The 24,871-nt window shown below is 71.3% G+C and carries 20 protein-coding genes; 9 read left to right on the forward strand and 11 right to left on the reverse strand.

Features of this window, described 5'->3' with window-relative positions; translation table 11 throughout:
- Nucleotides 1-7: 7 nt before the first annotated feature.
- Together ABH926_RS38045 and ABH926_RS38050 are read right to left on the reverse strand one after the other, a co-directional pair.
- Nucleotides 8-2,230 (reverse strand): glycoside hydrolase N-terminal domain-containing protein, encoded by a 2,223-nt coding sequence (locus tag ABH926_RS38045; RefSeq protein WP_370370819.1) that lies wholly within the window; start codon nt 2,228-2,230, stop codon nt 8-10.
- A gap of 48 nt (nt 2,231-2,278) precedes the next feature.
- Nucleotides 2,279-3,469, reverse strand: coding sequence for an MFS transporter (locus ABH926_RS38050; RefSeq protein ID WP_370370820.1), 1,191 nt, complete (start codon nt 3,467-3,469; stop codon nt 2,279-2,281).
- A gap of 169 nt (nt 3,470-3,638) precedes the next feature.
- Here ABH926_RS38050 and ABH926_RS38055 point away from each other — a divergent pair, with 169 nt between their 5' ends.
- Together ABH926_RS38055 and ABH926_RS38060 are read left to right on the forward strand one after the other, a co-directional pair.
- The gene (locus ABH926_RS38055) at nt 3,639-4,529 is read left to right on the forward strand and encodes a S41 family peptidase (RefSeq protein ID WP_370370821.1); all 891 of its coding nucleotides are present in this window, start codon (nt 3,639-3,641) and stop codon (nt 4,527-4,529) included.
- Nucleotides 4,517-5,308: an arylamine N-acetyltransferase gene (locus ABH926_RS38060; RefSeq protein ID WP_370370822.1), complete on the forward strand. Its 792-nt coding sequence runs from the start codon at nt 4,517-4,519 to the stop codon at nt 5,306-5,308. The genes ABH926_RS38055 and ABH926_RS38060 overlap by 13 nt, the downstream gene beginning before the upstream one ends.
- Here ABH926_RS38060 and ABH926_RS38065 read toward each other — a convergent pair whose 3' ends face one another.
- The 4 genes from ABH926_RS38065 to ABH926_RS38080 form a co-directional block, all read right to left on the reverse strand.
- Nucleotides 5,309-8,635, reverse strand: a complete 3,327-nt coding sequence (locus tag ABH926_RS38065) for an error-prone DNA polymerase (protein ID WP_370370823.1) — start codon at nt 8,633-8,635, stop codon at nt 5,309-5,311.
- The gene (locus tag ABH926_RS38070; RefSeq protein WP_370370824.1) at nt 8,635-10,269 is read right to left on the reverse strand and encodes a DNA polymerase Y family protein; all 1,635 of its coding nucleotides are present in this window, start codon (nt 10,267-10,269) and stop codon (nt 8,635-8,637) included. Before ABH926_RS38070 ends, ABH926_RS38065 begins: the two co-directional genes overlap by 1 nt.
- A gap of 128 nt (nt 10,270-10,397) precedes the next feature.
- Nucleotides 10,398-11,246 (reverse strand): hypothetical protein, encoded by an 849-nt coding sequence (locus ABH926_RS38075; protein WP_370370825.1) that lies wholly within the window; start codon nt 11,244-11,246, stop codon nt 10,398-10,400.
- 176 nt (nt 11,247-11,422) lie between these two features.
- The gene (locus ABH926_RS38080) at nt 11,423-11,857 is read right to left on the reverse strand and encodes a uridine kinase (protein WP_370370826.1); all 435 of its coding nucleotides are present in this window, start codon (nt 11,855-11,857) and stop codon (nt 11,423-11,425) included.
- Nucleotides 11,858-11,981: 124 nt separating this feature from the next.
- Here ABH926_RS38080 and ABH926_RS38085 point away from each other — a divergent pair, with 124 nt between their 5' ends.
- Nucleotides 11,982-13,271: a HEAT repeat domain-containing protein gene (locus ABH926_RS38085; RefSeq protein ID WP_370370827.1), complete on the forward strand. Its 1,290-nt coding sequence runs from the start codon at nt 11,982-11,984 to the stop codon at nt 13,269-13,271.
- Here the strand turns inward: ABH926_RS38085 and ABH926_RS38090 are convergent.
- The gene (locus tag ABH926_RS38090) at nt 13,262-13,948 is read right to left on the reverse strand and encodes a hypothetical protein (protein ID WP_370370828.1); all 687 of its coding nucleotides are present in this window, start codon (nt 13,946-13,948) and stop codon (nt 13,262-13,264) included. The two genes, ABH926_RS38085 and ABH926_RS38090, sit on opposite strands and share 10 nt — an antisense overlap.
- A gap of 152 nt (nt 13,949-14,100) precedes the next feature.
- On the opposite strand from ABH926_RS38090, the gene ABH926_RS38095 reads away from it, so the two are divergent.
- Together ABH926_RS38095 and ABH926_RS38100 are read left to right on the forward strand one after the other, a co-directional pair.
- Nucleotides 14,101-14,784, forward strand: a complete 684-nt coding sequence (locus ABH926_RS38095; RefSeq protein ID WP_370370829.1) for a phosphotransferase — start codon at nt 14,101-14,103, stop codon at nt 14,782-14,784.
- A gap of 43 nt (nt 14,785-14,827) precedes the next feature.
- Nucleotides 14,828-15,784, forward strand: a complete 957-nt coding sequence (locus ABH926_RS38100; RefSeq protein WP_370370830.1) for an NADPH:quinone oxidoreductase family protein — start codon at nt 14,828-14,830, stop codon at nt 15,782-15,784.
- Nucleotides 15,785-15,812: 28 nt separating this feature from the next.
- Here the strand turns inward: ABH926_RS38100 and ABH926_RS38105 are convergent, their stop codons facing one another.
- Nucleotides 15,813-16,844: a YihY/virulence factor BrkB family protein gene (locus ABH926_RS38105; RefSeq protein WP_370370831.1), complete on the reverse strand. Its 1,032-nt coding sequence runs from the start codon at nt 16,842-16,844 to the stop codon at nt 15,813-15,815.
- 149 nt (nt 16,845-16,993) lie between these two features.
- On the opposite strand from ABH926_RS38105, the gene ABH926_RS38110 reads away from it, so the two are divergent.
- Nucleotides 16,994-17,296: a hypothetical protein gene (locus ABH926_RS38110; protein ID WP_370370832.1), complete on the forward strand. Its 303-nt coding sequence runs from the start codon at nt 16,994-16,996 to the stop codon at nt 17,294-17,296.
- A gap of 24 nt (nt 17,297-17,320) precedes the next feature.
- On the opposite strand, the gene ABH926_RS38115 is transcribed toward ABH926_RS38110, so the two are convergent.
- A complete protein-coding gene (locus ABH926_RS38115) occupies nt 17,321-18,361 on the reverse strand; it encodes a Ku protein (RefSeq protein ID WP_370370833.1) in 1,041 nt (346 codons plus the stop codon).
- 64 nt (nt 18,362-18,425) lie between these two features.
- Between ABH926_RS38115 and ligD (ABH926_RS38120) the strand changes: the two genes are divergently transcribed.
- The 3 genes from ligD (ABH926_RS38120) to ABH926_RS38130 are packed head-to-tail and all read left to right on the forward strand — an operon-like array spanning nt 18,426 to nt 21,436.
- A complete protein-coding gene (gene ligD, locus ABH926_RS38120; RefSeq protein WP_370370834.1) occupies nt 18,426-19,886 on the forward strand; it encodes a non-homologous end-joining DNA ligase in 1,461 nt (486 codons plus the stop codon).
- Nucleotides 19,876-20,754, forward strand: a complete 879-nt coding sequence (gene ligD, locus ABH926_RS38125) for a non-homologous end-joining DNA ligase (protein WP_370370835.1) — start codon at nt 19,876-19,878, stop codon at nt 20,752-20,754. The genes ligD (ABH926_RS38120) and ligD (ABH926_RS38125) overlap by 11 nt, the downstream gene beginning before the upstream one ends.
- A gap of 13 nt (nt 20,755-20,767) precedes the next feature.
- Complete coding sequence (locus tag ABH926_RS38130) at nt 20,768-21,436, forward strand: HAD family hydrolase (protein WP_370370836.1); 669 nt, start codon at nt 20,768-20,770, stop codon at nt 21,434-21,436.
- A 133-nt stretch (nt 21,437-21,569) separates the two neighbouring features.
- Here ABH926_RS38130 and ABH926_RS38135 read toward each other — a convergent pair whose 3' ends face one another.
- Both ABH926_RS38135 and ABH926_RS38140 read right to left on the reverse strand, forming a co-directional pair.
- Nucleotides 21,570-22,043 carry a DUF2690 domain-containing protein gene (locus ABH926_RS38135; protein WP_370370837.1) on the reverse strand — a complete coding sequence of 158 codons (474 nt, stop codon included), beginning with the start codon at nt 22,041-22,043 and terminating at the stop codon, nt 21,570-21,572.
- Between the two features lie 202 nt (nt 22,044-22,245).
- Nucleotides 22,246-24,867 carry a cell wall-binding repeat-containing protein gene (locus ABH926_RS38140; RefSeq protein ID WP_370370838.1) on the reverse strand — a complete coding sequence of 874 codons (2,622 nt, stop codon included), beginning with the start codon at nt 24,865-24,867 and terminating at the stop codon, nt 22,246-22,248.
- Between the last annotated feature and the right edge of the window lie 4 nt (nt 24,868-24,871).

A 24,871-nucleotide genomic window follows, 5' to 3' on the forward strand; every position in this document is an offset into this window, starting at 1 on the left:
GGATCCCTTATTTGATCTCAACTTTCCACGTGGAGGTGCGGCCGGCCTCGGCCTGGAACCGCATGCGGCCGGACGGCCCGAACAGGGGTGAGCGGAGGTCGAGCTCGCCGTCGCGGTCCGGGGTCACCGAGATCTCCGTCGCCGCGCCGTCGGCCCAGCGGACGTCGACCCGGACCGCGCCCCGGGCCCGCAGGCCGGTCACCGAGCCGTTCGGCCAGGCCGCGGGCAGCGCCGGCAGGATCCTGATCGCGCCGAGGTGGCTCTGCACCAGCATCTCGGCGATGCCGGCCGTGGCGCCGAAGTTGCCGTCGATCTGGAACGGCGGATGGGTGTCGAACAGGTTCGGCAGGGTGCTGCCGGTGAGCTGTTCGGACAGCAGGCGGTGCGCGTGGTCGCCGTCCCACAGCCGGGCCCAGAAGTTGATCTTCCAGGCCTTGGACCAGCCGGTGCCGCCGTCGCCGCGGGCGTTCAGGATGGTGCGGGCCGCGTCGGCGAGGGCCTCGTCCCGAAGCGGGTCGATGTCCGCGCCCGGGTGCAGCGCGTACATCTGCGAGACGTGACGGTGCTGGTTCCGCGGATCGTCGAGGTCTTCCTTCCACTCCTGCAACTGCCCCCAGGAGCCGATGCGAAGCCCGGAGTCCAGGTCCTCCCACTGGTCAGTGAGGCCGGGGGTGTGCTTGAACAGATCGCGGATGATCTGCTGGGCCATCGCGCCGCCCGCGGTGTATTCGCCTTGTTCCGGCGAGAAGCTCGGGTTCGCCACCAGCGTGCCGTCGCGGGGATCGCGCCGAAGGTTCGCCAGCCAGAACTCGGCGGCCTCCTTCATCACCGGGTAGGCGCGCTCGCGCAGGAAGTCCTCGTCCAGCGTGAAGGCGTAGTGCTCCCATAGGTGCCGGCACAGCCATGCCGCAGCCTCCGGGAACCAGAACGCGTCCGGCCAGTCGTGCACCCCGGTGAAGCCGAAGGGTGTGGTCTCGTTATGGACCACCCAGCCTTCGGTGCCGAACATCTCGCGGGCCGAGACCCGGCCCGGCGCGCGCAGCGCGTCGATGAAGTCGAACAGCGGCTCGGCGCACTCCCCCAGCGCGCACGGTTCGGCCAGCCAGTAGTTCATCTGCAGGTTGATGTTGACGTGGTAGTCGCCGGACCACGGCGGGGTCGGCGAGGCGTTCCACACGCCTTGCAGGTTCGCCGGCAGCAGGTTCCCGGCACGGGAGGAGGCGATGAGGAGGTAGCGGCCGTGGTCGAAGAACAGCTGCTCCAGGGCCCGGTCGGTGGCGGGGGTGGAGTCGGCGGTGCCGTAGGCGGCCAGGAGCCGGTCGGTGGGGACGCCATCCGGCAGGCTGCCGCGGAGGTCCAGGACGACGCGGTCAAACAGGGCGCTGTGGTCGGCGATATGCGCGGCGCGCAGGTCCTCGTAGGTGGCGGCCGCGGCTTTGGCGATGGTTTCGGCCACCGGACCCGCGGGGTCGATCCCGTTGCGGTAGGCGGGATACGTGGCGGCGTAGTCGGTCGCGGCGGCCAACAGGATGACGAGGCGGTCGGCGCCTTCGACGGTGAGGCGGCCCTCGCTCGCGGTGAGGCGGCCGCCTTCGGGGATCGCCGTGATCTGCCCGGCGTGGCGCAGGCCGTTGTCGGCGAGGGCGCCGCCGATGGTGATCGTGGCGTCCTCGGCGGTGACATCGGCGCCCTCGATGCCGGGTTCGTAGCGCAGGACGCAGTCCAGGGCACCGGGGCGGTCGGCGCTCAGCAGCCCGACCAGGACGCCCGCCGGGTGGCTGACGAAGTACTCGCGGGTGTGGCGGACACCGGCTGCTTCGAAGGTGACACCGGCGAGGGCGTCGGAGATGTCGAGGATGCGGCGATAATCCCTTATACCCTCATCATCCAGTTTCGGGAACTCGATGATCAGATCGCCGTAGTTCTGGAAGTTGCCGAACCCCGTTTTGGGCTGCCCGAGCAGTTCGGTGACGGTCTGCGGCGGAAGCGAGCCCTCCTCCTCGATCCGCCGCCGCACCTCCTCCAGCGCGCCGGGCCGTGGCCCACGCCAGTCGCCGTGGTCGTAGCCGGGGTGCCCCGGTCCCCCGGTCCACAACGTCTTCTCGGTGAACTGGACGCGCTCGGCGGCGACTCCGCCGAAGACCATCGCGCCGATGCGGCCGTTGCCGATCGGCAGCGCTTCGCGTTCCCAGTCGGCGGCCGGGGCGTCGTACCAGAGCAGGTGTTCCATGCTCCGTGATCCTGCCTGCGGGCGGACGCCGCCCGCCATGCAGTTTCGTCAGGCGTACACCGGAGTTTTTGCAAGCTCGCTGTGGTGCAGATAGCGGCGTCCGGCCAGCTGGATGAGCACGGCCACGGCTATACCGGCGACCGCGGTCACCGCCGCCGAGGACAGCCCGGCGTGCGCGATGACGAAGCCGCTGATCGCCGAACCAGTGGCGGCGCCGACGTTGAACAGCGTGATCAGCCAGGCGAAGGCCTCGGTGGCGGTGCCGGCCGGGGCCAGCTCGCCGGTGAGCATGAACAGCACGGTCAGCGACGGCGCGAAGCAGACGCCGGAGACCACCATGATCGCCACCATCAGCGGCGGCGCCGGGACCAGGAGCAGCAGGGCGTAGGCGGCGCCGAGGCCGACGCGCAGCGCCAGCAGGTGGCCGGTCGCAGAGCCCGGCCACCTGCGCGCGCCGTAGACCAGCGCCCCGATCAGCGAGCCGAAGGCGTTGATCGCCATCAGGGTGCCCGCGCCGCCGGGGAACTTGTGGTGCTCGGCGTAGTCGACCAGGACGACGTTCAGCGTGCCGATGGCGATACCCAGGCCGATCAGCGAGGTCAGCAGCACCACCAGGCCGGGGCTGCGCAGCGGTCCGAGCCAGTGCGCCTCGCGCGGCTCCGGACGCCAGCCGCGCACCGGCTTGGTCGTCGCGACCACCAGTACCCCGACCGCGCCGAGCGCCGCCCCCAGCCACAGCGCCGCCACCGGCGAGGCCCAGGCCACGCAGCCGGCCACGACCAGCGGCCCGGAGACGAAGATCAGCTCCTGCGCCGCGGAGTCCAGCGAGTACGCCGAGGCCAGCCCCTCGGCCAGCACCAGCTTCGGCCACAGGATGCGGATGCACGGCTCCAGCGGCGGCGCGGCCGCCCCGGCCAGCACCACGCCGAGCAGCACGGTCGGCCGGTTGCCCGGCGCGAGCGCGAGGATGGCGAAGCCGATACCGGAGGCGGCGGCCGAGGGAACCAGCACCTTGACCTGCCCGACCCGGTCCACGAGGCGGCCCAGCACCGGGCCGCCGATCGCGGCGGAGACGGCCAGGGTGCCCGAGGCGATGCCGACGAAGCCGTAGTCCATCCCGGAGCGGCGCAGGGCCAGCGGGATCATCAGGATGGACATGCCGCCGGGCAGCCGGCCGACCAGGGAGCCGGTGAGCAGGCGGGTGATGAAGGGTAGGCGAAGGAGAGCGAGGTAGCCCAAGGGAGGTCCTTGTGTCGAAACGGCCGAACGAAATCTTTAGCCGCGTTCGGGGCAGGGGTTGCCTACGCCACGCATGTTCTCATATCCCGGTAGGGGTCACTAGTCCGTTACGGCTGTGACCCACAGCGTGCGCACTCCATAGTGCGGACGCCTGATGTAGGTTCCGGACATGCAGACCCCGGAGATCATCGAGGCCGCTGTGCAGCGGCTCACCGACGAGTACATATTCCCGGACAAAGCGACCCTGACCGCCGGCGCCCTCACCGCGGCACTGTCGGCCGGCGACTTCGACGCGCTGAACGGCCCGGCCCTGTGCACCCGGGTCACCGAGATCTTCTTCGAGCACTGCGCCGACAAGCACCTGCGCCTGATCTGGAGCGAGGAGCCCCAGGACCTCGACGAGTCGGACAGCGATGCCCTCTTCAACGCTCTGATAACGGCTGAGAACCACGGCATCCGGCGCGTCGAGCGGCTTGAGGGGAACATCGGCTATCTGGACCTGACCATGGTGACCGACGCCTCGGCCGGCGCCCCGGCGATCGCCGCGGCCATGGAACTGGTCGCGAACACCGAGGCGCTGATCATCGACCTGCGCGCGAACCGCGGCGGCGCGCCGAACGGCGTCCAACTGTGGTGCAGCTACCTGTTCCCGGACGACGACACCCATCTCAACGACATCTACTCCCGCGTCGAGGACGGTACCCGCCAGTACTGGACCCTGGCCCACGTCGACGGCCGCCGCTACCTCGACCGCCCCGTCTACATCCTCACCAGCGGGACGACCTTCTCCGGCGGCGAGGAGCTCGCCTACAACCTGAAGACCCAGAAGCGGGCGACGCTGATCGGCGAGACGACCCGCGGCGGCGCCCACCCGACCGAGTGGTACCCGCTGACCCCGCACATCATGGTCTCCATCCCCAATGCCCGCTCGATCAACCCGGTCACCGGGACGAACTGGGAGGGCGTGGGTGTCGAGCCGGATGTGGCGGTGAGCGCGGAGGAGGCTTTCGAGGTCGCGTACCGGAATGCGCGGGAGAAGATCGAGCCGTGCCACAGCTGAGCGCCGATGAGATTGACGCCTACCTCGACCGCATAGGCGCGCCCGGCCCCTTGAAGCCGGACATCGACACCCTGAACATGCTGCACCGCGCGCACGTGACGACCGTCCCCTTCGAGAACCTGAGCATCCACCTGCCCGGCGAGGAGATCTCGCTGGATCTCAGTGCCCTGATGGACAAGGTCGTCGCGCGCCGGCGCGGCGGCTTCTGCTACGAGCTCAACGGGCTGTTCGCGGCGTTGCTGGAGTCGGTCGGGTTCGGTGTGGAGCGCTTGTCCGCGCGTACGTACTCTGCGACGCGCGAGACCTTCACCGACCGGCCCCTGGATCACCTGGCGCTGCGGGTCACCGACGCGGCCGGCGGGGTGTGGCTCGCCGATGTCGGGTTCGGGAAGCACAGCGCGCTGCCGCTGCGGTACGCCGAGCGCGGGCGGCAGCGCGATCCGTTCGGGGTGTTCCAGATCGTGGAGGGCGCCGACGGTCTGCTCGACGTGCTGCTCGACGGTTCGCCGGCGTACCGCGTGGATCCGCGGGCCCTGGCGCTGGCGGACTTCGAGATGGGGCGGTGGTGGCAGATCACCTCGCCGGATTCGCTGTTCCGGCAGCTGCTGATGTGTTCGCTGCCGACCCCGGACGGCCGGGTGACGTTGAACGGCCGCAAGCTCATCACCACCGACGCCGACGGCCGGCGCGAACGGGTACTCAAGGACGACGCGGCCGTCCTAGCGGCCTATCGGGACCTGTTCGGGATCGCGTTGGACATCGTCCCGAGACTCGCCTGATCACCGGAAATCCCGGGCCTTGCGCGACACCCCCGCCCGCAACGGCTCGATCCGCCCGGCCACCACGTTCACCGCCCCGTCGCTGCGCTCCAGCGTCCCGTGGACCAGCAGCGCTCCGTGTCCCAGCGCCACCTTCCGCTGCGCCTCCCACACCGGGGCCGGGCAGATCACGTTGATCAGCCCGGTCTCGTCCTCCATGCTCAGGAAGCACGTGCCGTGCGCCGTCGGGGGCCGCTGCCGGTGCGTGACGAGCCCGGCGACCCGGACCAGGCTGCGGTTGCGCACCGTGCGCAGTTCGGCGGCCGGGGTCACGCCGCGCAGCGCCAGCCGGGCCCGCAGGTGGCCGATCGGGTGGTCCTCCGGGCTGGTGCCGGTGGCCCACAGGTCGGCCAGCGTGACCTCCACCGGGGTGAGCGGGTCCAGCTCCGGGACCGTCGTGCCCGGGGCGGTGCCCGGCAGGTGCCCGGCGGTGGTGCCGGCCAGCGCCCCGGCCGTCCACAGCGCCTCGCGGCGGTCCAGGCCGAAGCACCCGAAGGCCCCGCCGGTGGCCAGCGCCTCCAGTGTCGGGCGGGACAGGCCGGTGCGCACGATGAAGTCCTCCAGGTCCGCGAACGCGCCCGCGGCCTCGCGCTCGGCGACCACCGCCTCGGCCTCGTCGTCGCCCAGACCGCGCACGCTGCTCAGGCCCTGGCGGATCGCCGGCTGCGCGATCGGCGAGGCGTGCCGGTGCCGCGGCCGGTAGGGGGTGTCAGGGCTCTGCAATGTGGCCTTGGCTCCGGAGGCGTTCACATCGACCCGCTTCACCTGCACCCCGTGCCGCCGCACGTCTGTGACCAGAGATCCGGGGCTGTAGAAGCCCATCGGCTGGTTGTTCAGCAGCGCGGCGGTGAACGCCGCCGGGTAGTAGCGCTTCAGGTAGCAGCTGCACCACACGATGTAGGCCATCGACACCGAGTGCGACTCGGGGAATCCGTACCCTGAGAAGGCGTGCAGCTTGTGGTAGATGTCCTCGGCGACCTCCGGCGTGATGCCGCGCTCGGCCATCCCGGCCATCAGCCGCCCCTTGAGCTCCGCCATCCGCTCCGGCGAGCGCTTGGAGCCCATGGCCTGCCGCAGCCGGTCGGCCTCGGCGGCGGTGAACCCGGCCGCCGCGATCGCCATCTGCATCGCCTGCTCCTGGAACAGCACGACCCCCAGCGTGCGCCGCAGTACCGGCTCCAGCGTGGGGTGCGGGTAGGTGATCTCCTCGTCGCCGTTGCGCCGCCGCAAGTACGGATGCACCGCGCCGCCCTGGATGGGCCCCGGACGGATCAGCGCCACCTCGACCACGAGGTCGTAGAAGCTGCGGGGCTTCAGCCGCGGCAGCGTGGACATCTGGGCCCGCGACTCGATCTGGAACACCCCGACGGTGTCGGCGTCCTGGATCATCTCGTAGACCGCCTCGGCCTCGGGGTCCCCGTCCTGCGGCAGGTCGTGCAGGCCCAGGCGGGTGCCGTGGTGCTCGGCGATCAGCTCCAGCGCGTCGTGGATCGCGCCGAGCATGCCCAGGCCCAGCAGGTCGAACTTCACCAGCCCGGCGGCCGCGCAGTCGTCCTTGTCCCACTGCAGGACCGTGCGGCCCTCGCGGCGGGCCCACTCGATCGGCACCACCTGGGCCAGCGGCCGGTCCACGATCACCATGCCGCCGTTGTGGATGCCCAGGTGCCGGGGCCGGCGCTGGAGCTGCCCGGCCAGCTCCAGGACCTGCTCGGGCACGTCCTCGCCAGCCGCCGGGACGCCTTCGTGCGGCCCGATGCCGCCCGCCCAGGCGTCCACGGTGCCCGGGGAGTAGCCCAGGACGCGCGCCGAGTCGCGCAGCGCCAGCCGGGCCCGGTAGGTGATCACGTTGCAGACCATGGCCGCGCGGTCGCGTCCGTACTTGGCGTAGACGTGCTGGATCACGTCCTCGCGCCGCCCGGCCTCGATGTCGACGTCGATGTCCGGCGGCCCGTCGCGCACCGGGGACAGGAACCGCTCGAAGACCAGGCCGTGCCGGACCGAGTCGACGCTGGTGATGCCCAGGGCGAAGCAGACCGCGCTGTTGGCGGCCGAGCCGCGGCCCTGGGCCAGGATGCCGCGGGCCCGACAGAACTCTGCGATGTCGTAGACGATGAGGAAGTAGCCGGGGAAGGTGAGCTCCTCGATGACGTCGAGCTCGTAGGCGATCTGTCGGTAGGCCTTGGGATTCTCGCTCTCGGAGCCGTAGCGCTGCGCCGCGCCCAGGTATGTCAGATGCCTGAGCCAGCTGGCCTCGGTGTGGCCGGGCGGGACCGGGTAGTCCGGGAGAGCGGGCTTGACGGTGTCGAAGTCGAAGGCGTGCGCGGCGGCCAGCTCGGCGCTGCGGACCACGGCGGGGCCGAACTCGGGCCCGGGGAAGCGCGCGAGCATCTCGGCGCCGCTGCGCAGGTAGGCGGTGGGCGCGCCGGGCAGCCAGCCGTCCATCTCGGCCAGGGTGCGGCGGGCCCGGAGTGCGGCCATGGCGGTGTGCAGGCGGTAGTCGGCGGGGCGGGCGTAGTGGACGTTGCCGGTGGCCACGGTCGGCAGGGCGTGGCGGGCGGCCAGGCGGGCCAGCAGGCGGTTGCGGGCGTCGTCCAGGGGCTGGTCGTGGTCGGTGAGCTCGACCACGACGCTGTGCCGCCCGAACAGATCCATCAGCTTCCTGAGTTCGACGTCGGCCGCCTCGAAGCCGGCTTCGGTGAGGCCGTGGCGCTCCAGTGCCTGGCGGACGGTGCCCTTGCGGCAGCCGGTCAGGATGGTCCAGTCCCCGTCGCTCGCGGCCTCGGCCAGGTCGTCCAGGACGTAGACCGGCCGGCCCTTCTCCTTGCCCGCCAACTGCGCCTTGCCGATGGCCGCCGACAGCCGCCGGTAGCCCTCGGCGCGGCGGGCCAGCACCAGCAGATGGCTGCCCGCCGGATCGGTGACGCCGGTGCGCGCCGCGGTCAGCTCCAGCGACAGCTCGGCGCCGAAGACGGTGGCCAGCTCGGCGTCCTCGGCGGCCTGCTTGTACTGCATGGCGCCGGCGAAGCCGTCGTGGTCGGTGACGGCCAGGCCGTGCAGGCCCAGCCGGGCGGCCTCGGCGACCAGCTCGGCGGGGCTGGAGGCGCCGTCGAGGAAGGAGAAGTGGGAGTGCGCGTGCAGCTCGGCGTAGGGCGGGTCGAGCTTGGCGCTGCGGCGGGGCTCCGGCGCCGGCGCCGTCTCCGGCGCGGCCTGCTCGGCCTCGCCGTAGCGGCCCCAGGTGAGGCGCTTCTCCAGCTCGCGCCAGCGGATCACCGGGTTGAAGGCGCCCATCAGTCGTACACCGCCTCGACGGACCAGCGGCCGTCCTGCACGCCCAGCAGCCAGGCGCGGCCGTCGTCGGTGACGGCCTGGAACCGGGCCCGGCGCACCGCCCGCCCCGGCTCCCACCACCGCTCGGCCAGCGGCCAGGGCCCGGCCCAGGACAGGATCCTGAGCCGCTCGCCGGTCTCGGGCAGCACCAGCTGCGCGGGGCCGGCGGAGATCCGCAACCGCCCGGAGACCCCGACCGCGCGGCCGGCGGCGTCGACGACCTCGGCCGGGCGCGGCGCGCGCGGGACGTCGGCGGGGGCGGGCGCGGGCAGGGCGGCGGGCCAGGGCGCGGGCTCGGGGGTCTGCGGCGGCAGGTCCCCGTAGGGGGTGCGGACGCCCTGGTCGGCGGGGCCGCGGCCGCCGGCGTCGGCCGGGAGGGTGACGGCGTTCGGGCCGTACATCGCCTGCAGGCGCTCGGCGGCGCGGGCGATGCGATCCGGGGCCTCGTCGGCGCCCCACAGGCCCGGCTGGACGCCGCGGGCCGGGACGAGGTGGTCGGGGATGAGGCGCAGGCGGGTGATGCCACGGTCGGCGTGGGGGGCTTCGGCTTCGGCTTGGACTCCCGTTGCGGCTGCGGCTCCGGCTTCCATCGACCCGGCGGCGGTATCAGAGGTCTGGTTGCCCGCCTGCAAAACGGTCTGCCACCCGGACAGCTGCCAGCGCACCCGCTCGGCGACCGCCGTACTGGACAGCAGTCCTTCGTGCCGCCACAGCCGGTAGGAGACCTCGGGCTCGGCGCCGGGACCGGCCGCACCGTGGATCTCCACCGCCACCCGCACCCCGGCCACACCGGCCTGGGCGAGCACCGTGTGCAGCTCGTCGGCGAGCGCCTTGGCGGCGAACACGATCCGCTCCGAGCCGTCCGCCGGCGGGTCGAAGACCGCCTCCACGGATAGATCAGGACCCTGACGCAACGGCGCGGGAGGCTGGGCGTCCAGACCCCGGGCCAGGCGATGCGCCGCCACCCCGGCCGCACCGAACCGGCCGGTCATGGCGTCCGCGGGCAGCTCGGCCAGCCGGCCCAGGGTCTGGACCCCCAGCCGGGCCAGCGGCTCGACCAGCTCCGGCAACTCCAGCACCGAGGTCGGGAAGGACGCCAGGAACTCCGCGGTCCGCCCCGGCACCACCCGCGTATCACTACGGGCGGCCAGCGCCGCGGCGAACACCCCGTCGGCCACCCCGACCCCGGCGCCGACCCCTTCGTCCCCAATCCGGTCCCGAATCGCCCGCACCACCAGATCCTCGCCGCCGAAGTAGCGCGCCGGCCCCTCCACCGGCAACGCCGCCAACCCCGGCCGTACTACCTCGAACCGCGGCGTGAAGTCGGCCAGGACCGCCAGCACCGGCTCGAAGGCCCGGGCCTCGGCGGCCTCGTCGCGCGCGTGCAGGATCAGCTCCGGGGCCAGGCGCTGCGCGTCCCGGGTCCGCTGCCCGCGCCGCACCCCCTCGACGCGCGCCGCCGGGGAGCAGGCCACGATCACGCCTTTGACGACCACGGCCGCCGCGGTGTCCGGATCGGCGCCCACCGCCACCACCGGCCAGTCCGGGCACCACACGGCCAGCGCCCGGTCGGGGACGGCAGGGGGCGCGGACACAGGTGGTGCCTTTCCTAGGCGGCGGTTGGGTTTGGGGTTCTGGTTGTAGTTCTGGTTGTAGTTCGGGCAGTGGTTCAGGCAGTGGTTCAGGTGTCGGCGCGGTTCAGGCGCCAGCGCAGGGGCCGGGGCTACGCACTCCACAACCGCACAACCTCACCGCCGTCCCGGATCTCCGCCGACACCCCGAACCGCTCGGCACTGTCCGCCGGGAGCATCGGCGCATCCGTCTCGGCGGCCCACTCGCGCACCGCGCCGTCAGCGGCGGGCAGCCAGAGGCGCGCGCTGCGCTCGCGGGCGGCGGCGCCCCGGCCGGCGGCGGCGATCGTGACGCGGCGGCCGGTCAGGTGGCCGGTCCCCTCGCCGAGTCCGGACCAGGCCGCGTCGGTCAGCCGCAGCCGCAGATCCGCACCCGGCCACTCGCCGGCCACGACCAGAACCGCCCCGCGCTGGCGCGCCGTCCGCCGGATCCGGGCGCCGACGCGCCGCACGTGCTCGCCGGCGGGCCGGCGCGGCGGCCGCACCAGGACCAGGTCCACCGCACCGGCCAGCACCGCCACCGCCTCGGCCCACCGCTCGCCGGGCTCGTCCAGCATCAGGAAGCGGCTGAGGTCCGCACCCATGCCCGAGGCCGCCGCGATCCCGAACGCGGGCAGCCCCACCACCCCGCACCAGGCCCCGCCCGCCGACGCCCCCGCCGCCAGCGCCAACGCCAGGTAGCTCGGCGCGTCGCCCCACGGCCGCACCCGGTCCCCCACCGTCACCGCCGCACCCCGCCGCAGCACGCCGCCGGGGATCAGCGGACGCAGGGCCGGCAGGACCGGCACGTCCGCGGCGCCCGCACCGGCCGCCGTATCGCTCGAGCCCTTGGCCTGCGACGTCTCTGAGACAGCCGCATCCCCGCCGACCAGCACCCGCAACCGCGCCACGGCCGCCGCGCGGTCCGCGTCGTCCTCGAACGTATGCGCGATCAGTGCCACTCGGCCATATTCGAAGTTTCGTTCGAACGTGTCAACTGGTGAGCGGCTTCCTCGCGGATCGCAGCGGGTGCGACTACCAGTCGTAGTTGGCGAGCCCCAGTTTCAGTTAGCGAATGATGCCGATGTTTCTGCTGAGATTGGTGTGGCCGTTCCGTTCCAGGGATGGGCAGATTCGTTCAGCGGCTGCGGACGAAGGTCAATCGCGGCTCGTGCGGAATCCGCGGGTCCCCGTTGACGAGCAAGTCGGCGCGCTGGACGGTCTGATCCTGCGCGAAATGCCGATCTTCATCAGCCATCCATCCCCGCCACAGGCCCAGAGCCTCCTGCCCGTCGCGCTCGAGACCGCGCCGCAGCCGTACCTCCGGATCAACCTGGATCCACACCGTGTACGTCAGTCGCTGCGCAACCGCTCGGCAAGCGCTGGAGACGCCTTCGAGGATGAGCACGCCGACGGCCGGGACCTCGCGCCATTCGGCAAGGGCACGACGGTCCCAGTCGTAGCGTTGGAACCGGCCCGTGCGCCCGGCTCCCAGCGGTTGCAATACCTGCTGTTCCAGACGCGGCCACCAGTTCAGCGGGTTGTCCCAGGAAGCAAAGTCATCGGTATGCACTCGGGTGCGTGCCCCAGCGCATCAGCCAGGCGGGCGGGCGAAGGTCTCAACACCCAAAGACACGGCCCGCACCAGCCAGAAATTTTGTGGCGGCCCGACCACGTGGGCGGGATCATCGTCTGCGATGTCAGATGACCTGGTCGTTTTCGAGTACGCCGAGCCGGAGACCCTTCTCGGGCAACTTCAGCGTGGCCGCGGCCTGGGGGCGCGTCGAGCCCTGGCCGAGCCCGAGGCCGGGGAGCTGGTGGTCGGCTGCGTCCTTCGAGACCCCAGGTGGGACGCCCAGACCGAATCGCGCGACGAGTATCTCGCATGCTTGATCCATCGCATGGGATTGCCGCTGGACCCGATCGCCCACCACCTGCTCGGGGAAGCAGAACACGCGGAGCTGCGTGACGTCGAGCATTCGCTGCAGGTGCTGGCCTGGCTGGTGGAGCTCGGGCGGATCGACGCGGCTCCACTTCTTCGACGCTACGCGGCCGAAGGCAAGCACTGGGAAGCAGCCGTGGACGCGGTCTGGGATTGGGAGATCGCGGACCTTTGGGACGGCCTAGATCAAGAAGTTCTCGCCCGATTGGACGATGAGCAACTCGCTGAAGTGGCCTATGACTGGGGACCGTGGCCGATCTGGGCCCGTTCTCATCAGCGCGTTCGAGCGGTCCTTGATGATCGTACCGAGGCGCGGAAGAACCGTCCGGAATGGGAAGTGATCAAAGACCTGAGCTCGGAAGTGCTGCTCGGCCGGATCACGGCCGGCACCAGCCCGGGCCGATGGCGGGAACTGCTGGAGTTGGCAGGACGGGGCGAGCTCGCCATCTTGGACTTCGCCGAGAATGCGGAGCTGCGCAGCTCCGGCGCGCTCCCGAACATCGCAGCGGCGCTTCGTGGCCTCGGCGACGCGGCAGTCGGCCGGGCCCGGGACTGGGCGGCAGGCACTGACCCGGAGCTGCGTCTCCTCGCCGTCGACGTCCTTGCCGCCGGCGGCGATAGCGCGGACGTCCCAGTCCTGATGAACGCGCTCACGACGGCGTTGGCCGACGAAGACTGGTGCGGCCTGGAGACGCCCGCGAAGGGCCTCGGCCGCCTGGCAGCCGACGACGCGGCAGATCACCTGGTTCGCGCGTGGGAGTCGACGGTGCATTCCTATGCACGCATCGCCGTGTTCCAGGGCCTGACCGGCTGCCTGCCCACGGGGCTTGACCGCTTCGCCGTCGAAGGACTCGACGACTGCGAAGTGGGGGTGCAGGAGATGGCATGCTTCAAGGCTCCTGCGACCCCGCCGGTGATCGAGCAGCTGCGGGCATGGCAAACGGGCCCGGACAACTCGGACCGGAGCACCTGCGCGTCCATCCGACTCCAAGAGATCGACGAAGCCGACGGCACCTCCAGATCACAGCGATGCGACTACGAATGAAAGAGCAGGTACATCACAGACACGTCACCCGCGAGCTGGCGTAAATGGTTCAAAACGAAAACCGAGAAGTCGTCGGGCGAATCGTCAAAGGCGGAATCGTCCAGCCAATCCCCCTCCGCCGTGACAAGAGCATCGCAGCGCAACAGGCGCGCCGCCTCCCGCTCCAGATAGTCATCAACGGTTCCACGGAACCGATAAACAGGATCCTGAAACGAGTGCAGGACTTTCCTGCCCGGTCCGAGGTATTCACGAACCGGCAGCTGAGAAGCGTAGTCCGCGCGAGCCTCCTGAGCCGTGTAACCGGCAACGCTCAAAGCCTTGTCCAGGAAATGGCCCAGCGGCACGACGGACGACGCGCCAGGCGTGGAGTGCCACTCCTGCCACGAGCCGGCGGTACCGGCGGCGGCGACGCTGAAGGCATCCAAGTCGATCGCGGACACCGGCCCGCCGAAGCAGCGCCCGGGCTCGTTGTCGACCGGCACAAGCCGCGGGTCCCCGACGAACTCGCGCTTCACCACGAAGGAGGGACCACCCGACGTGGGCAGGTTCCACCAGTCCCACTGGCCGTCATCGACCTTGTACATTTCGAAGCCGGACACCTGATCCGCGACCAGTGCCATCATGGCCTCTTTCGAGGTACTGCCCGCGACGCAAATGATGCCGTTGAACTTGGTCACAGGGCCGTACCGCCCGGGGCCCGAAGCTCTTCAACGAGCCGGCTCGGCTGCATGTCAGCCCACCGGTGACGGCCGATTTCGATTTCGACGAGAGACATCGCCCAAGATTAGTCACCCCGGCCCAGCAGGATCGGGCATTAATCTGTTCGACCATGCAGCTCGGCGAACTCATCGGCTCCGGACGCGACGCGGACGTCTACGCCCTCAACGAGAACTGGGTCCTGCGCCGCAACCGCGACGGCCGCTCTCAGGCCGGAGAGGCCGCGGTCATGGCCCACCTGCACGCGCACGGCTACCCCGTGCCGGAGATCCACCCCGCGCCCGCCGACACACGGGCAGACCTCGTCATGCGGCGGGTCGAGGGGCCGACGTTGCTGGATGCGGTGCTGGCCGGGCAGATCGGTGTCGCCGAGGTCGGGGCGACGCTCGCCGAGTTGCTCGTGCGGCTGCACGCCGTGCCGCCGCGCGGCGCCGCGGGTCCGGGAACGGGAACGGGGACGGCGACGGCGATCCTGCACCTGGACCTGCATCCGCTGAACGTCATCCGCACCGCTGACGGTCCCGTCGTCATCGACTGGTCGAACACGCGCGAGGGCACGCCGGCCCAGGACTGGGCGATGTCCGCGCTCATCCTGGCGCAGGTCTCCCAGGACGGCTCGGAGCTGTCGCGGGCCGCCGCCGAGCTGCTGCCGGTGCTGCTCTCCCACCGTCCGGCGGCGATCGTCCTGGACGGCGGCGTCATGGCGTGGGCTCGCGATGAGCGGGCCGCTGATCCGAACCATCCGCCCGGGGACCTTGATGCCGCGGTGGCGCTGGTGATCGATCGCGCCGGGTGAGAGCATCGGGCGTGCAAGCCACACCGAGCGAGAGGCCACCGCGTTGAGAGCTTGGCAGGTCACCACCCACGGCGAGCCCGCCGATGTGCTGCGTGCGGTCGAGGTGCCGGCGCCCGAGCCCGGTGCCGGGCAGGTGCTGGTGCGGGTCCTGGGTGCGGCGCTGAACTTCCCCGATGTGCTCATGTGCCGGGGCCAGTACCAGGTGCAGCCGCCGCTGCCCTACACGCCGGGCGTGGAGTTGTGCGGCGAGGTGGTGGAGACCGGGGCGCGGGTCGTGGGGTCGCCGGTGCTGCCGGGCGGTGCACTGGCCGAGTACGCGCTCATGGAGTCAGACTCCGTATTCGCGGCCCCTGAGTCGCTCGACGATGCCGAGGCCGCCGGGTTCCTGCTGGCCTATCAGACCGGCTGGTTCGGCCTGCACCGGCGGGCCGGGCTGCGGGATGGGGAGACGTTGCTGGTCCACGCCGCGGCCGGTGGTGTCGGCAGTGCGGCGGTGCAGTTGGGCAAGGCCGCCGGGGCGCGGGTCATCGCCGTGGTCGGCGGGGCGGCCAAGGCCGAGGCCGCTCGGGCGCTCGGGGCCGATGTGGTGGTGGACCGGCTGGCGGAGGACTTCGTCGCCGTCGTCAAGGAGGCCACCGGCGGGCGCGGGGCGGACGTCGTGTACGACCCGGTCGGCGGGCAGGCGTATCAGGGTTCGACCAAGTGCATCGCCTTCGAGGGGCGGATCGTGGTGGTCGGGTTCGCCGGCGGCACCATCCCGGCTCCGGCGCTGAACCACGCCCTGGTCAAGAACTACTCGATCCTGGGTCTGCACTGGGGCCTGTACCGGGCCAAGGACCCGCGGGCGGTGGCCGACTGCCACCGCGAGCTGACCCGGCTGGCCGACGCCGGCACGATCAAGACCCTGGTCGGCGCGCGCCTGCCGTTCGAGCAGGCCCCGGCCGGCCTGGCCCGGCTGGCCGCCGGGGAGAACCTGGGCCGGCTGGTGGTCGTGCCTTAACAGACTCCTGATCCGGTCGGCGGCCTGCTCACGGCCGGCCGCCGGCCACCGTCGCGCGCTCGCGGGCCACCTCGACGTCGAACTCCAGGCCGAGCAGGATGGCCAGGTTCGACAGCCACAGCCACAGCAGGAACACGATCACCCCGGCGACCGTGCCGTAGGTCTTGTTGTACGAGGCGAAGTTCGCGATGTACGTGGCGAACCCGGTGGACAGCACCAGCCACAGCACGACCGCCAGCACGCTGCCCGGCGTGACCCAGCGGAAGCGGCGGTCGCTGTGCACCTTCGGCGCGGCCCAGAACAGCAGCACGATCATCGCGGCCACCAGCAGCACCAGCACCGGCCACTTCACGATCGACCAGATCGTCAGGGCGGCGTTCCCCAGTCCCAGGATCCGGGTGGTCTCGTCGGCCAGCGGGCCGGTGAACACCACGATGATGACGCTGACCATGGACGTGATCATCATCAGCATCGTCAGGCCTATGCGCAGCGGTGTGGTCTTCCACATCGGCCGGTTCTCCCGGACCCCGTACACCGTGTTCGAGGCCCGGATGAAGGCCCCCACGTAGCCCGAGGCCGACCACAGGGCACCGACCACCCCGGCCACCGCCAGCGTCCCGCCCGTGCTGCGGCTGGCCCGCACCTGCGTGATGGCGGTGCGCAGGACGTCGTGCACCGACCCGGGGGCGAGCTTCTGCACGTTGTTCAGCACCGTGTTGACGGCCGAGTTGCCGAGCAGGCCGAGCACGGATATCGCCAGCAGCAGCGTGGGGAACACGGCCAGGAAGCCGTAGTACGTCAGGGCCGCGGCCCGGTCCACCAACTCGTCGGTGTGCGCCGCCACCGCGGAGCGCTTGAGCACTGCCATCCAGTTGCGCGCGGACAGCTGCACGGCCGGATCAGGGCTCTGCTCCTCGGCTTCCTCGACCTCCGCAATCTTCGCAACCTTCGCGGAGCCCGCAGAACCCTTCGCGGAGCCCGCAGAACCCTTGGCCGAACCCGTGGAAGCCTTGCCCGCGCTGAGGCGCCGCTCGAGGCGGCTCTCCTTTTTCCGTCGCATCCGAAGCTTGTATCCGGTTCTGCGGCCGCGACACAAACCCGCTGCGCCGGCGGTCTGAAGAAGCCCGTTTCGGTTCCGTGGATCGGGTTATCAGGGCGGTGGCCGGCCTACTACAGAGAACGGGGATAGCCGCAGAGAGGATCTCGCTCATGAGCACAGAGACCCGCACACGGTTCTACCACAGACGCGCGCCCGGAGACCTCGTCTTCCTGGTCGCCGTCATCATCGCCGTCATCATCATCGCGCACATCGTGTTCGTGCTGCTCAACGCCAACTCCGGCAACGACATCGTGAGCACGGACGGCGACTGGGCGGCGTGGTTCGCCACCTGGTTCCTGAACCTGTTCACGCCGGACAGCCACGATCTGAACGTGACGCTGAACTATGGCATTGCCGCCGTGTTCTACCTCGTCGTCGGCGGAATACTGCGCCGGATCATAAACGATCTGTAAAAGGCCTTTGCACCAAACGCGAATTCAGGCGCTCCGCCGCGTTGAGGTCGACTTCGTAGCCGGCTTCTTGCGCGCCGGCTTATGCAGGTCCACGGCCTTGCCCGTGCCCCGCGCGCCCTTGGCCGCCCGGGTCGGCGTCGCAGAGCTCTTCGACGCCGACGCGGCGGTCTTCTTCGACGCCGCGGTCTTGGAGGCGGCCGTCTTCTTCGCCGCGGCCTTCTTCGCGGTCGGCTTCGCACTCTCGGCCTCAGCCTCGCTTTCGGCTTCCGCCTTGCCCCCGCGCGTCTTCTTCGCCGCCTCCACGCTCGCCTTCAGCGCCGCCATCAGGTCGATCACCTGCGCGCCGCCGTCGGCCGGGGCCGGCGGCGTGACGACCTCGCGGCCGGCGACCTTGGCCTCGATGATCTCCTCCAGCGCCTCGCGGTAGTTGTCCTGGTAGGCCTCGGGGTCGAAGTCGGTGCTCAAGGAGTCGATCAGCAGTTTCGCCATCTTCAGTTCCGCGGCCTTGGGCTCGACAGTGCTTGAGGCGCTGTCCAGGAAGTCGAAGTCGGGCTTGCGGACCTCGTCGGCCCACAGCATGGTCTCCAGGGTCAGCACGTCGTCGCGCACCCGCAGCGCCGCCAGGCTTTCGCGCTCCCGCATCGCGAACCGCACCACCGCCACCCGGCCGGAGGCCGCCATCGCGTCCCGCAGCAGCGCGTAGGGGCGCACGCCCAGCTTGTCCGGCGCCAGGTAGTAGGACTTCGAATACATGATCGGATCGATCTGCTCCTCGGGCACGAACGCCTCGACCGAGATGGTCTTGGCGATCGCCTCCGGCAGCCCCTCGAAGTCCTTGGAGGTGAGCACCACCACATCCCCGTCGGGCAGCTGGTAGCCCTTGGCCACGTCGGACAGCGCCACCTCCTCACCGTCCAGCTCGCACACCCGCTTCTGCCGCACCCGGCCGCCGTCGGCGGCGTGCACCTGGTGGAAGGCGACCCGCTTCTCCTCGGTCGCGCCGAACATCTTCACCGGCACCGTCACCATGCCGAAGGAGATGACTCCACTCCAGATCGCCCGCATGCCCCGACGCTAATTCGGATCATCCGGACTCGCACCCCGGACCGGCGCGGGATGTCATGGAACCGTGGACCCGGATCGGCTGCACGAATACCGCGCCAAGCGTGACGCCGCGCGCACACCGGAACCGGTGCCGCAGGCCGCGCCGGAGAAGCGCCGCCGGGGCAAACAGCCGATCTTCGTCGTGCAGGAGCACCGCGCCACCGCCCTGCACTGGGACTTCCGCCTGGAGCACGACGGCGTCCTGGTCTCCTGGGCGCTGCCCAAGGGCGTCCCCACCGATCCCAAGCGCGACCACCGCGCCGTGCGCACCGAGGACCATCCGGTCGAATACGCCGACTTCACCGGCCGCATCCCGGCCGGCGAGTACGGCGCCGGGACCGTCGCCACCTTCGACCGCGGCACCTACACCCCGGAGAAGTGGACCGACGACGAGGTCAAAGTCGAACTGACGGGCGATCGCCTCTCCGGGCACTACACCCTGTTCCGCACCGGAGACTCGGACTGGATGATCCACCGCGAGAAGGGTCAGGACCCTGACTTCACCGGCGTCCCGGACGACCTGCGGCCGATGCTCGCGATCCCCGGGACGGCCCCGACCGGCGCCGGCTGGGCCACCGAGTTCAAGTGGGACGGCATCAGGGCCCTGTGCCGCGTCGAGGGCGGCCGGGCCCGGCTGCGCTCCCGCAACGGCAACGATCTCACCGAGACCTACCCGGAGATCAAGGCGCTGGCCAAGACGGTCAGCAGCGCGCAGCTGCTGCTGGACGGCGAGATCATCGCGCTGGACGAGGACGGCCGGGTCAGCTTCGGCGCGCTGCAGACCCGCTTCGGCACCCGCGGCTCGGAGGCGGCCCGGCTGTCCCGGACGAACCCGGCCTCCTACCTCGTGTTCGACCTGCTCCATCTGGACGGCCGCTCCACCTTGGACCTGCCCTACAAGGACCGCCGCGAGCTGCTGGAGTCCCTGGAGCTGTCCGGGCCGCACTGGCAGACCCCGCCGGCGTTCCCCGACACCCCGGTCGCCGACGTGCTGGCCGCGGCCCGCGCCGCCGGGCTGGAAGGCGTGGTCGCCAAGCGCCTGGACTCGCCCTACCAGCCCGGAACGCGCTCGCCGGCCTGGCGCAAGATCAAGCTGACCTCCTCGCAGTCCGCGGTCATCGGCGGCTTCACACCGGTGAAGCGACAGGGCGCCGCCGCCGATCGCCCGCCGCGCGAGGTCGGCGCACTGCTGCTGGGCGTGCCGGACGAGGCGGGCCGGCTGCGGTACGTGGGCAAGGTGGGCAGCGGCTTCACCGAGCACGATCGCAGGGTCCTGCTGGAGGCGCTGACCGAGCTGGCGGTGGAGGACAGCCCGTTCGCCACGGCCGTGGACGCCCCCGACGCGCGGGTGGCGACCTGGGTCGAGCCGGCGGTGGTGGCCGAGGTGGCCTTCGGGGAGTGGACGTCGAAGGGCCGGCTGCGCCATCCGGTGTTCAAGGGGATCCGGCCCGACAAGGACGCCTCGGAGGTGGTCCGTGAGCCCTGACGCGCGGGCCGCGCAGACCGTCGAGGTGGACGGCCGGGCGGTGAAGCTGACGAACCTGGACAAGGTGCTCTATCCCGAAGACGGCTTCACCAAGGGCGAGATCCTCGACTACTACGCCCGGATCGCGCCGGTGATGCTGCCGCACCTGGCCGACCGGCCGGTGACGTTCATCCGCTACCCGGACGGTGTGGACACATCAGGGTTCTTCGCCAAGCACGCCCCGGCCCACCGGCCGTCCTGGATCCGCACCGCGGCCCTGGCGGCCTCCAGCTCCGGCAAGAAGATCGAGTACGTCCTCATCGACGACCTGTCCTCGCTGATGTGGGCGGCGAACCTGGCCGCGATCGAGTTCCACGTCCCGCAGTGGCGGGTGTCCGACCAGGAGCACCACGATCTGCTGGTGCTGGACCTGGATCCGGGCGCGCCGGCCACGGTGGTGGACTGCGTCCGGGTGGCGCTGGCCGCCCGCGATCTGTTGTCGGGGCACGGGTTGGAGCTGCGCGCGAAGACCTCCGGGGCCAAGGGGCTGCATCTGTACGCGCCGCTGGCCGGCGTCACCGGCGGGCAGGCCCGCGAACTCGCGCACACCATCGCCCGGGCGCTGGAGGGCACGCACCGCGATCTGGTGGTGTCCAGCATGTCCAAGGCCGAGCGGCCGGGGAAGGTGTTCGTGGACTGGTCGCAGAACACGCACGCCAAAACCACGATCGCGCCGTACTCGCTGCGCGCCACGGCGCATCCTGCGGTGTCGACGCCGGTGACGTGGGAGCAGTTGGCGGCGGCGAAGGCACCTGAGGACCTGAGGTTCCCGCCGGCGCGCGCCCTGGAACAGGTCGCGCAGTACGGTGATCTGCTATCAGAGCTATGACACCATCGGGGCTGTGACTTCGACTCCCCAGGCTCTTCTGCTCGACTCCGGCGGCGTCCTGATGCGGCCCATCGGCGGCCGGTGGCATCCCCGGGCCGACTTCGAGGCGACGGTGAAGGCCCACATCCCGCATGTGTCCGACAACGAACTGACCGAGGCGATCCGTGAAGGCGACCGTTTCATGGCCGCCGCGACCTCCACACCGGATCTGGACGACTACCACCGCGCGATGCTGACGCACATCGGCATCCAGGCGTCGGCGAATCTGGTCGCCGCGTTGGTGCGGGAGGTTCCGCCGGCCTCGGTGCTGGAGACGTTCCCCGAGGTGATCCCGACGCTGACGAAGCTGCGTGCGCGCGGCGTCCCGATGGCCGTGGTCTCCGACGCCTGGCCGAACCTGCCGGATCTGCACGCCGCGCTCGGCCTCGGCGACTTCTTCGCCGCCTACGCGATCTCGGCCGTGCTGGGCTGCAGCAAGCCGGATCCGCGGATGTACCACCACGCCAGCGGGGCCCTCGGGCTCGCCCCGGCCGAGTGCCTGTTCGTGGACGACGATCCGGAGCTGGTGGCGGCCGCGATCGCGCTGGGGTATCAGGGGTGCGCGATGCGGCGGGACGGCGAGACGGCGCCTGACGGCGTACCGGCCATCAGCTCCCTGACCGAGCTATTGGACTTGGTCTAGTCACAAAGTCGCGGGACGGGCCGCCAATGTCGTGCGGCCCGCCCCGCTTCTCTCGGGAGGCAAGTACTTATGACCGGTCACGCGGTCGGAGACCGCCCGGTTCCTCCCATCATGCGCTTCCCCGCCCGCGCCGTCATCCGCACGAGGTGGTGGCGGTGGCCCCGTTGACGGTGCCGGTCGCCGAGACGCACAGGTCGCGGCCGAAGATCATCGGGGTCCAGAGCACGGTGCCCTTACCGCTGGCCGACATCTTCGCGCCGTCCGCGCGGGTGGCGGTGGCGGCCAGGTTGGCGGCGCCCACCGAGGAGGTGACCCGGGCCCAGTTGTTGCCGCAGAACGGGGACCAGCGCAGCTCGACCCAGCCGACCTTCTTGCCGTGGCTCATGATGTCCGCGGTCCGGATGCTGCGCGCCTGGAAGGTCGTGGAACAGCCGGTGGCCTGCGGGTCCTTGCCGTTGCAGCCCTGGTTGCCGCACGTGGCCTGGGCGGCCTTGGCCGGCGCCGCCGGCGCCGAGGCGGTGGCCGCGAAGGCCCCCAGCGGAGCACTGGCGAGGGCGAGCGCGCCGAGTCCCACACCGATCCGGGAAGCGATTCGACGAGAGAACATGACTCCCCCTGGAGGGGACTCAGAAAGCGCCGTCGCGGCGGGGGAACCCCGCCGACCCGAGGCGACGCCTGGTGTCGTGCACCTCCGCCAATGGTGGCCGGAGGGCGGCCGAGGGTGGCGAGCCGCCATGCGCCGTTCGGGGGAGTCCGGGCGTGCGCCGCGGCGCCCCACGTTGAAGTTTCAATCGGGTGTGTCAGGCCCCTTAATAATCCGACGTCCCGCCGACCGCCCACGTGATCGCGTTGGCCACCGGCCGGGCGACCGCGCTGGGCCCGCCGAAGATGGTCACCGAGGACAGTCCCAGGGACCAGGCGCCGAGGAGCTGCGCGGTCTCCGGCGCGAGCATGGTCGGCGGGGTGAGCAGCAGCGGCAGGCCGGCATTGGCCGCGAACGCGCCACCGGTCAGCGCGTCGGGGAAGGTCAGGCCGCCGGCGACGCCGACCCCGGCCGGCGTGCCCTTGCCGGAGACCTTCGCCACCTGGTCCGCGACCGACTCAGCCGTCTGATAACGGTCCATCCCGGTCAGCCGGGCGACGGCGCGGCCGGAGCCGGCCAGCACCTTGGTCGCGGTCCACGCCTGCATCCCGACCGCGTCCACGTCGGCGTGCGCCTTGACGAACGCCGCGGTGTCCGGGTCCAGCGCAGTGCCCTGCGACAGCACGATCGGCGCGTCCTCGACCGCGCCGAGCGGCCCGGCGGCCAGCGCGTCGGGGAAGTCCTGGCCGGTGGCCACGATGACGTGGGAGGTCGGCCCGAACTGGTTCGCCACGGCCAGCGCGGTGTCGTACCGGTCTGCGCCGGAGAGCCGGCGCACGGTATACCCGGCGTGCTGCAACTCCGCCTGGATCCCGGGCGAGACGGCCGAGGTCCCGCCGAGGATGTACACCGTCTTGTGGCTGCCCGGCCCGCCCAGGACCCGGTCCAGCTCGGCCCGGTCCGCGGCGGCCAGCGCCGCCGGATCGGTGAGCAGCAGCGGGCCGTGCACCTTGGCCGCCAGCGGGACGCCGGTCAGCGCGTCCGGCGCGGCGTCGCCGCGGGCCAGCACCACCGCGTCGGCCCGGCCGTCGGCCCACTGCGCCTGGGAGACCATGCGCGAGGTCTGATACCGGTCACTGCCGCCGATCTGACGGACCGTCGCACGGCCCGGGATCCCGGACGGCGGGGTGACGACCGGGCCACCGCCCGACGGCGGGGGCGGCGGGGGCGTGGAGCCGGCGCCGGTGCGCGGGCCGACGTAGACGTCGACATCCACCTGAGCGGAGTGCCCGTCGGCGTCGGTCACCGTGAGCACCACCGACCGTAGGCCGGAAAGACCCGGGTACCAAATCGCGCCGGTGGCACTGGCTCCGCCGCCGCTGGTCTCCACCGGCGAGGTGGCATCGGTGATGCCGTAGGACTGCACCGGGGCGAACGGGCTCTTCGAGGCCGACATGTCGATCTGGAACCCGTAGTCCAGGCCGCCGTTCCCGCTCCGGCTCGGCCGCGTGACCGGGGTGAGGGTCGCGGCCACGGTCGGGCCGCCCTGGAACTCGACCGCGCCGCGGTCGGCGTACGGCGTCGGCCCCATGCCGGGGGTCGGCTTGATGAAGGGGTCCAGGAAGCGGTCCGCGCCGGAGTAATCAGTCTTCTGCCATCCGGGCGCCGAGGAGTCGGCGGAGTCCACGGCCGGGGACGTCGCGCTGATCCCGTAGCCGTGAAGGCTGGAGAACTGCGGATCGGCGTTGATGTCGTCGGCGCCCTGGCCGGTGTGGCTCTGCAGGTCCGCGGCGCTCTGGTAGACGGTGCCGCCCCAGGCATAGGCCGGCCCCTGCGCCGACACGTGGCCGCCGAGATCGTTCTGGCCCAGGACCTGCGAGGTGGCCGACGGCTGGGCCAGCACCGCGGCGTATCCGTCGGTCTGGACCTGGTCGACGATGTTGTGGTGGATCGAGGTGCCGCCGGTCGAGGTGCCGTCGACCACCACCATCGGCCCCGCGAAGCCCTTCCTGGGCGGGTCGATCTCGCTGAACAGGATGTCGTCCGCGATGGTCAGGCCGGTCGAGCCGTCGGTGGCGACCACGCCCTGTCCCATCCCGCGCACTGTGTCGCCGACGACCGCGTTCCCGGTGGAGCCCGAGACCAGGACGCCGGGGGCGGTGAAGGTGTCCACCTCGTCGTCGGCGATCGTGGTGGCGCTCGACCCGCCGGTCAGGACGACCGCGGAGCCGGCCCCGTTGAACAGGTCGCCGACGAACGACGTGTTCGTGCTCCCGCTCCCGGTGACGGTGGTGCCGGGCGCCGATCCGCCGGCCTGGTCGGCGTCGATCAGGGTCTGCGCGACGGACGTCCCGGTGCTGTCCTTGATCGTCCCGGCGGTGCCGGAGCCCGTCAGCTGCGAGTTGTCGTTCACCGCGACGTTCTGCGAGTCCGTGACGTTCAGCGCGCTGCTGTGGACGCCCAGCAGCGTCACGTTCGAGGAGCCGTCGATGGTGAACGAGCTCCAGAACGACGCCAGAGTCACGTTCTGGGCGCCGGAGACGGTCACACTCGTGAGGTTCCCGCCGCCCCACGGCCCGACGGCCAGCGAGATGCCGGACTCGGTGATGGTGACGTTCTCCGCGTGGTCGCCGTTCACCGTGATCGAGCTGTCCGGCACCAGCAGCGGCGAGGCAAGGGCCGCGGCCACGGTGCAGAACGGCTTGGAGGCGTCGGTGTCCGAGCATCCCCGGTCCGGGGTGCTGACGACGAGGTTCACCGGCGCCGCGGCGTGCGCCGCGATCGGCGCCATCCCCGCGGCCGCCGCCAGGGTCGACACGGCGGTGGCGGTGATGCTTCGTGCGCGCATGGTT

It is taken from the genome of Catenulispora sp. GP43, from assembly GCF_041260665.1.
GTDB lineage: Bacteria > Actinomycetota > Actinomycetes > Streptomycetales > Catenulisporaceae > Catenulispora.

Bases quoted from the DNA above. Each gene is read 5' to 3' on its own strand.
- ABH926_RS38045 (WP_370370819.1), bottom strand. From the start codon at position 2,230: ATGGAACACCTGCTCTGGTACGACGCCCCGGCCGCCGACTGGGAACGC.
- ABH926_RS38055 (WP_370370821.1), top strand. From the start codon at position 3,639: ATGCAGACCCCGGAGATCATCGAGGCCGCTGTGCAGCGGCTCACCGAC.
- ABH926_RS38065 (WP_370370823.1), bottom strand. From the start codon at position 8,635: ATGGGCGCCTTCAACCCGGTGATCCGCTGGCGCGAGCTGGAGAAGCGC.
- ABH926_RS38085 (WP_370370827.1), top strand. From the start codon at position 11,982: ATGTCAGATGACCTGGTCGTTTTCGAGTACGCCGAGCCGGAGACCCTT.
- ABH926_RS38095 (WP_370370829.1), top strand. From the start codon at position 14,101: ATGCAGCTCGGCGAACTCATCGGCTCCGGACGCGACGCGGACGTCTAC.
- ABH926_RS38105 (WP_370370831.1), bottom strand. From the start codon at position 16,844: ATGCGACGGAAAAAGGAGAGCCGCCTCGAGCGGCGCCTCAGCGCGGGC.
- ABH926_RS38110 (WP_370370832.1), top strand. From the start codon at position 16,994: ATGAGCACAGAGACCCGCACACGGTTCTACCACAGACGCGCGCCCGGA.
- ABH926_RS38115 (WP_370370833.1), bottom strand. From the start codon at position 18,361: ATGCGGGCGATCTGGAGTGGAGTCATCTCCTTCGGCATGGTGACGGTG.
- ABH926_RS38135 (WP_370370837.1), bottom strand. From the start codon at position 22,043: ATGTTCTCTCGTCGAATCGCTTCCCGGATCGGTGTGGGACTCGGCGCG.
- ABH926_RS38140 (WP_370370838.1), bottom strand. From the start codon at position 24,867: ATGCGCGCACGAAGCATCACCGCCACCGCCGTGTCGACCCTGGCGGCG.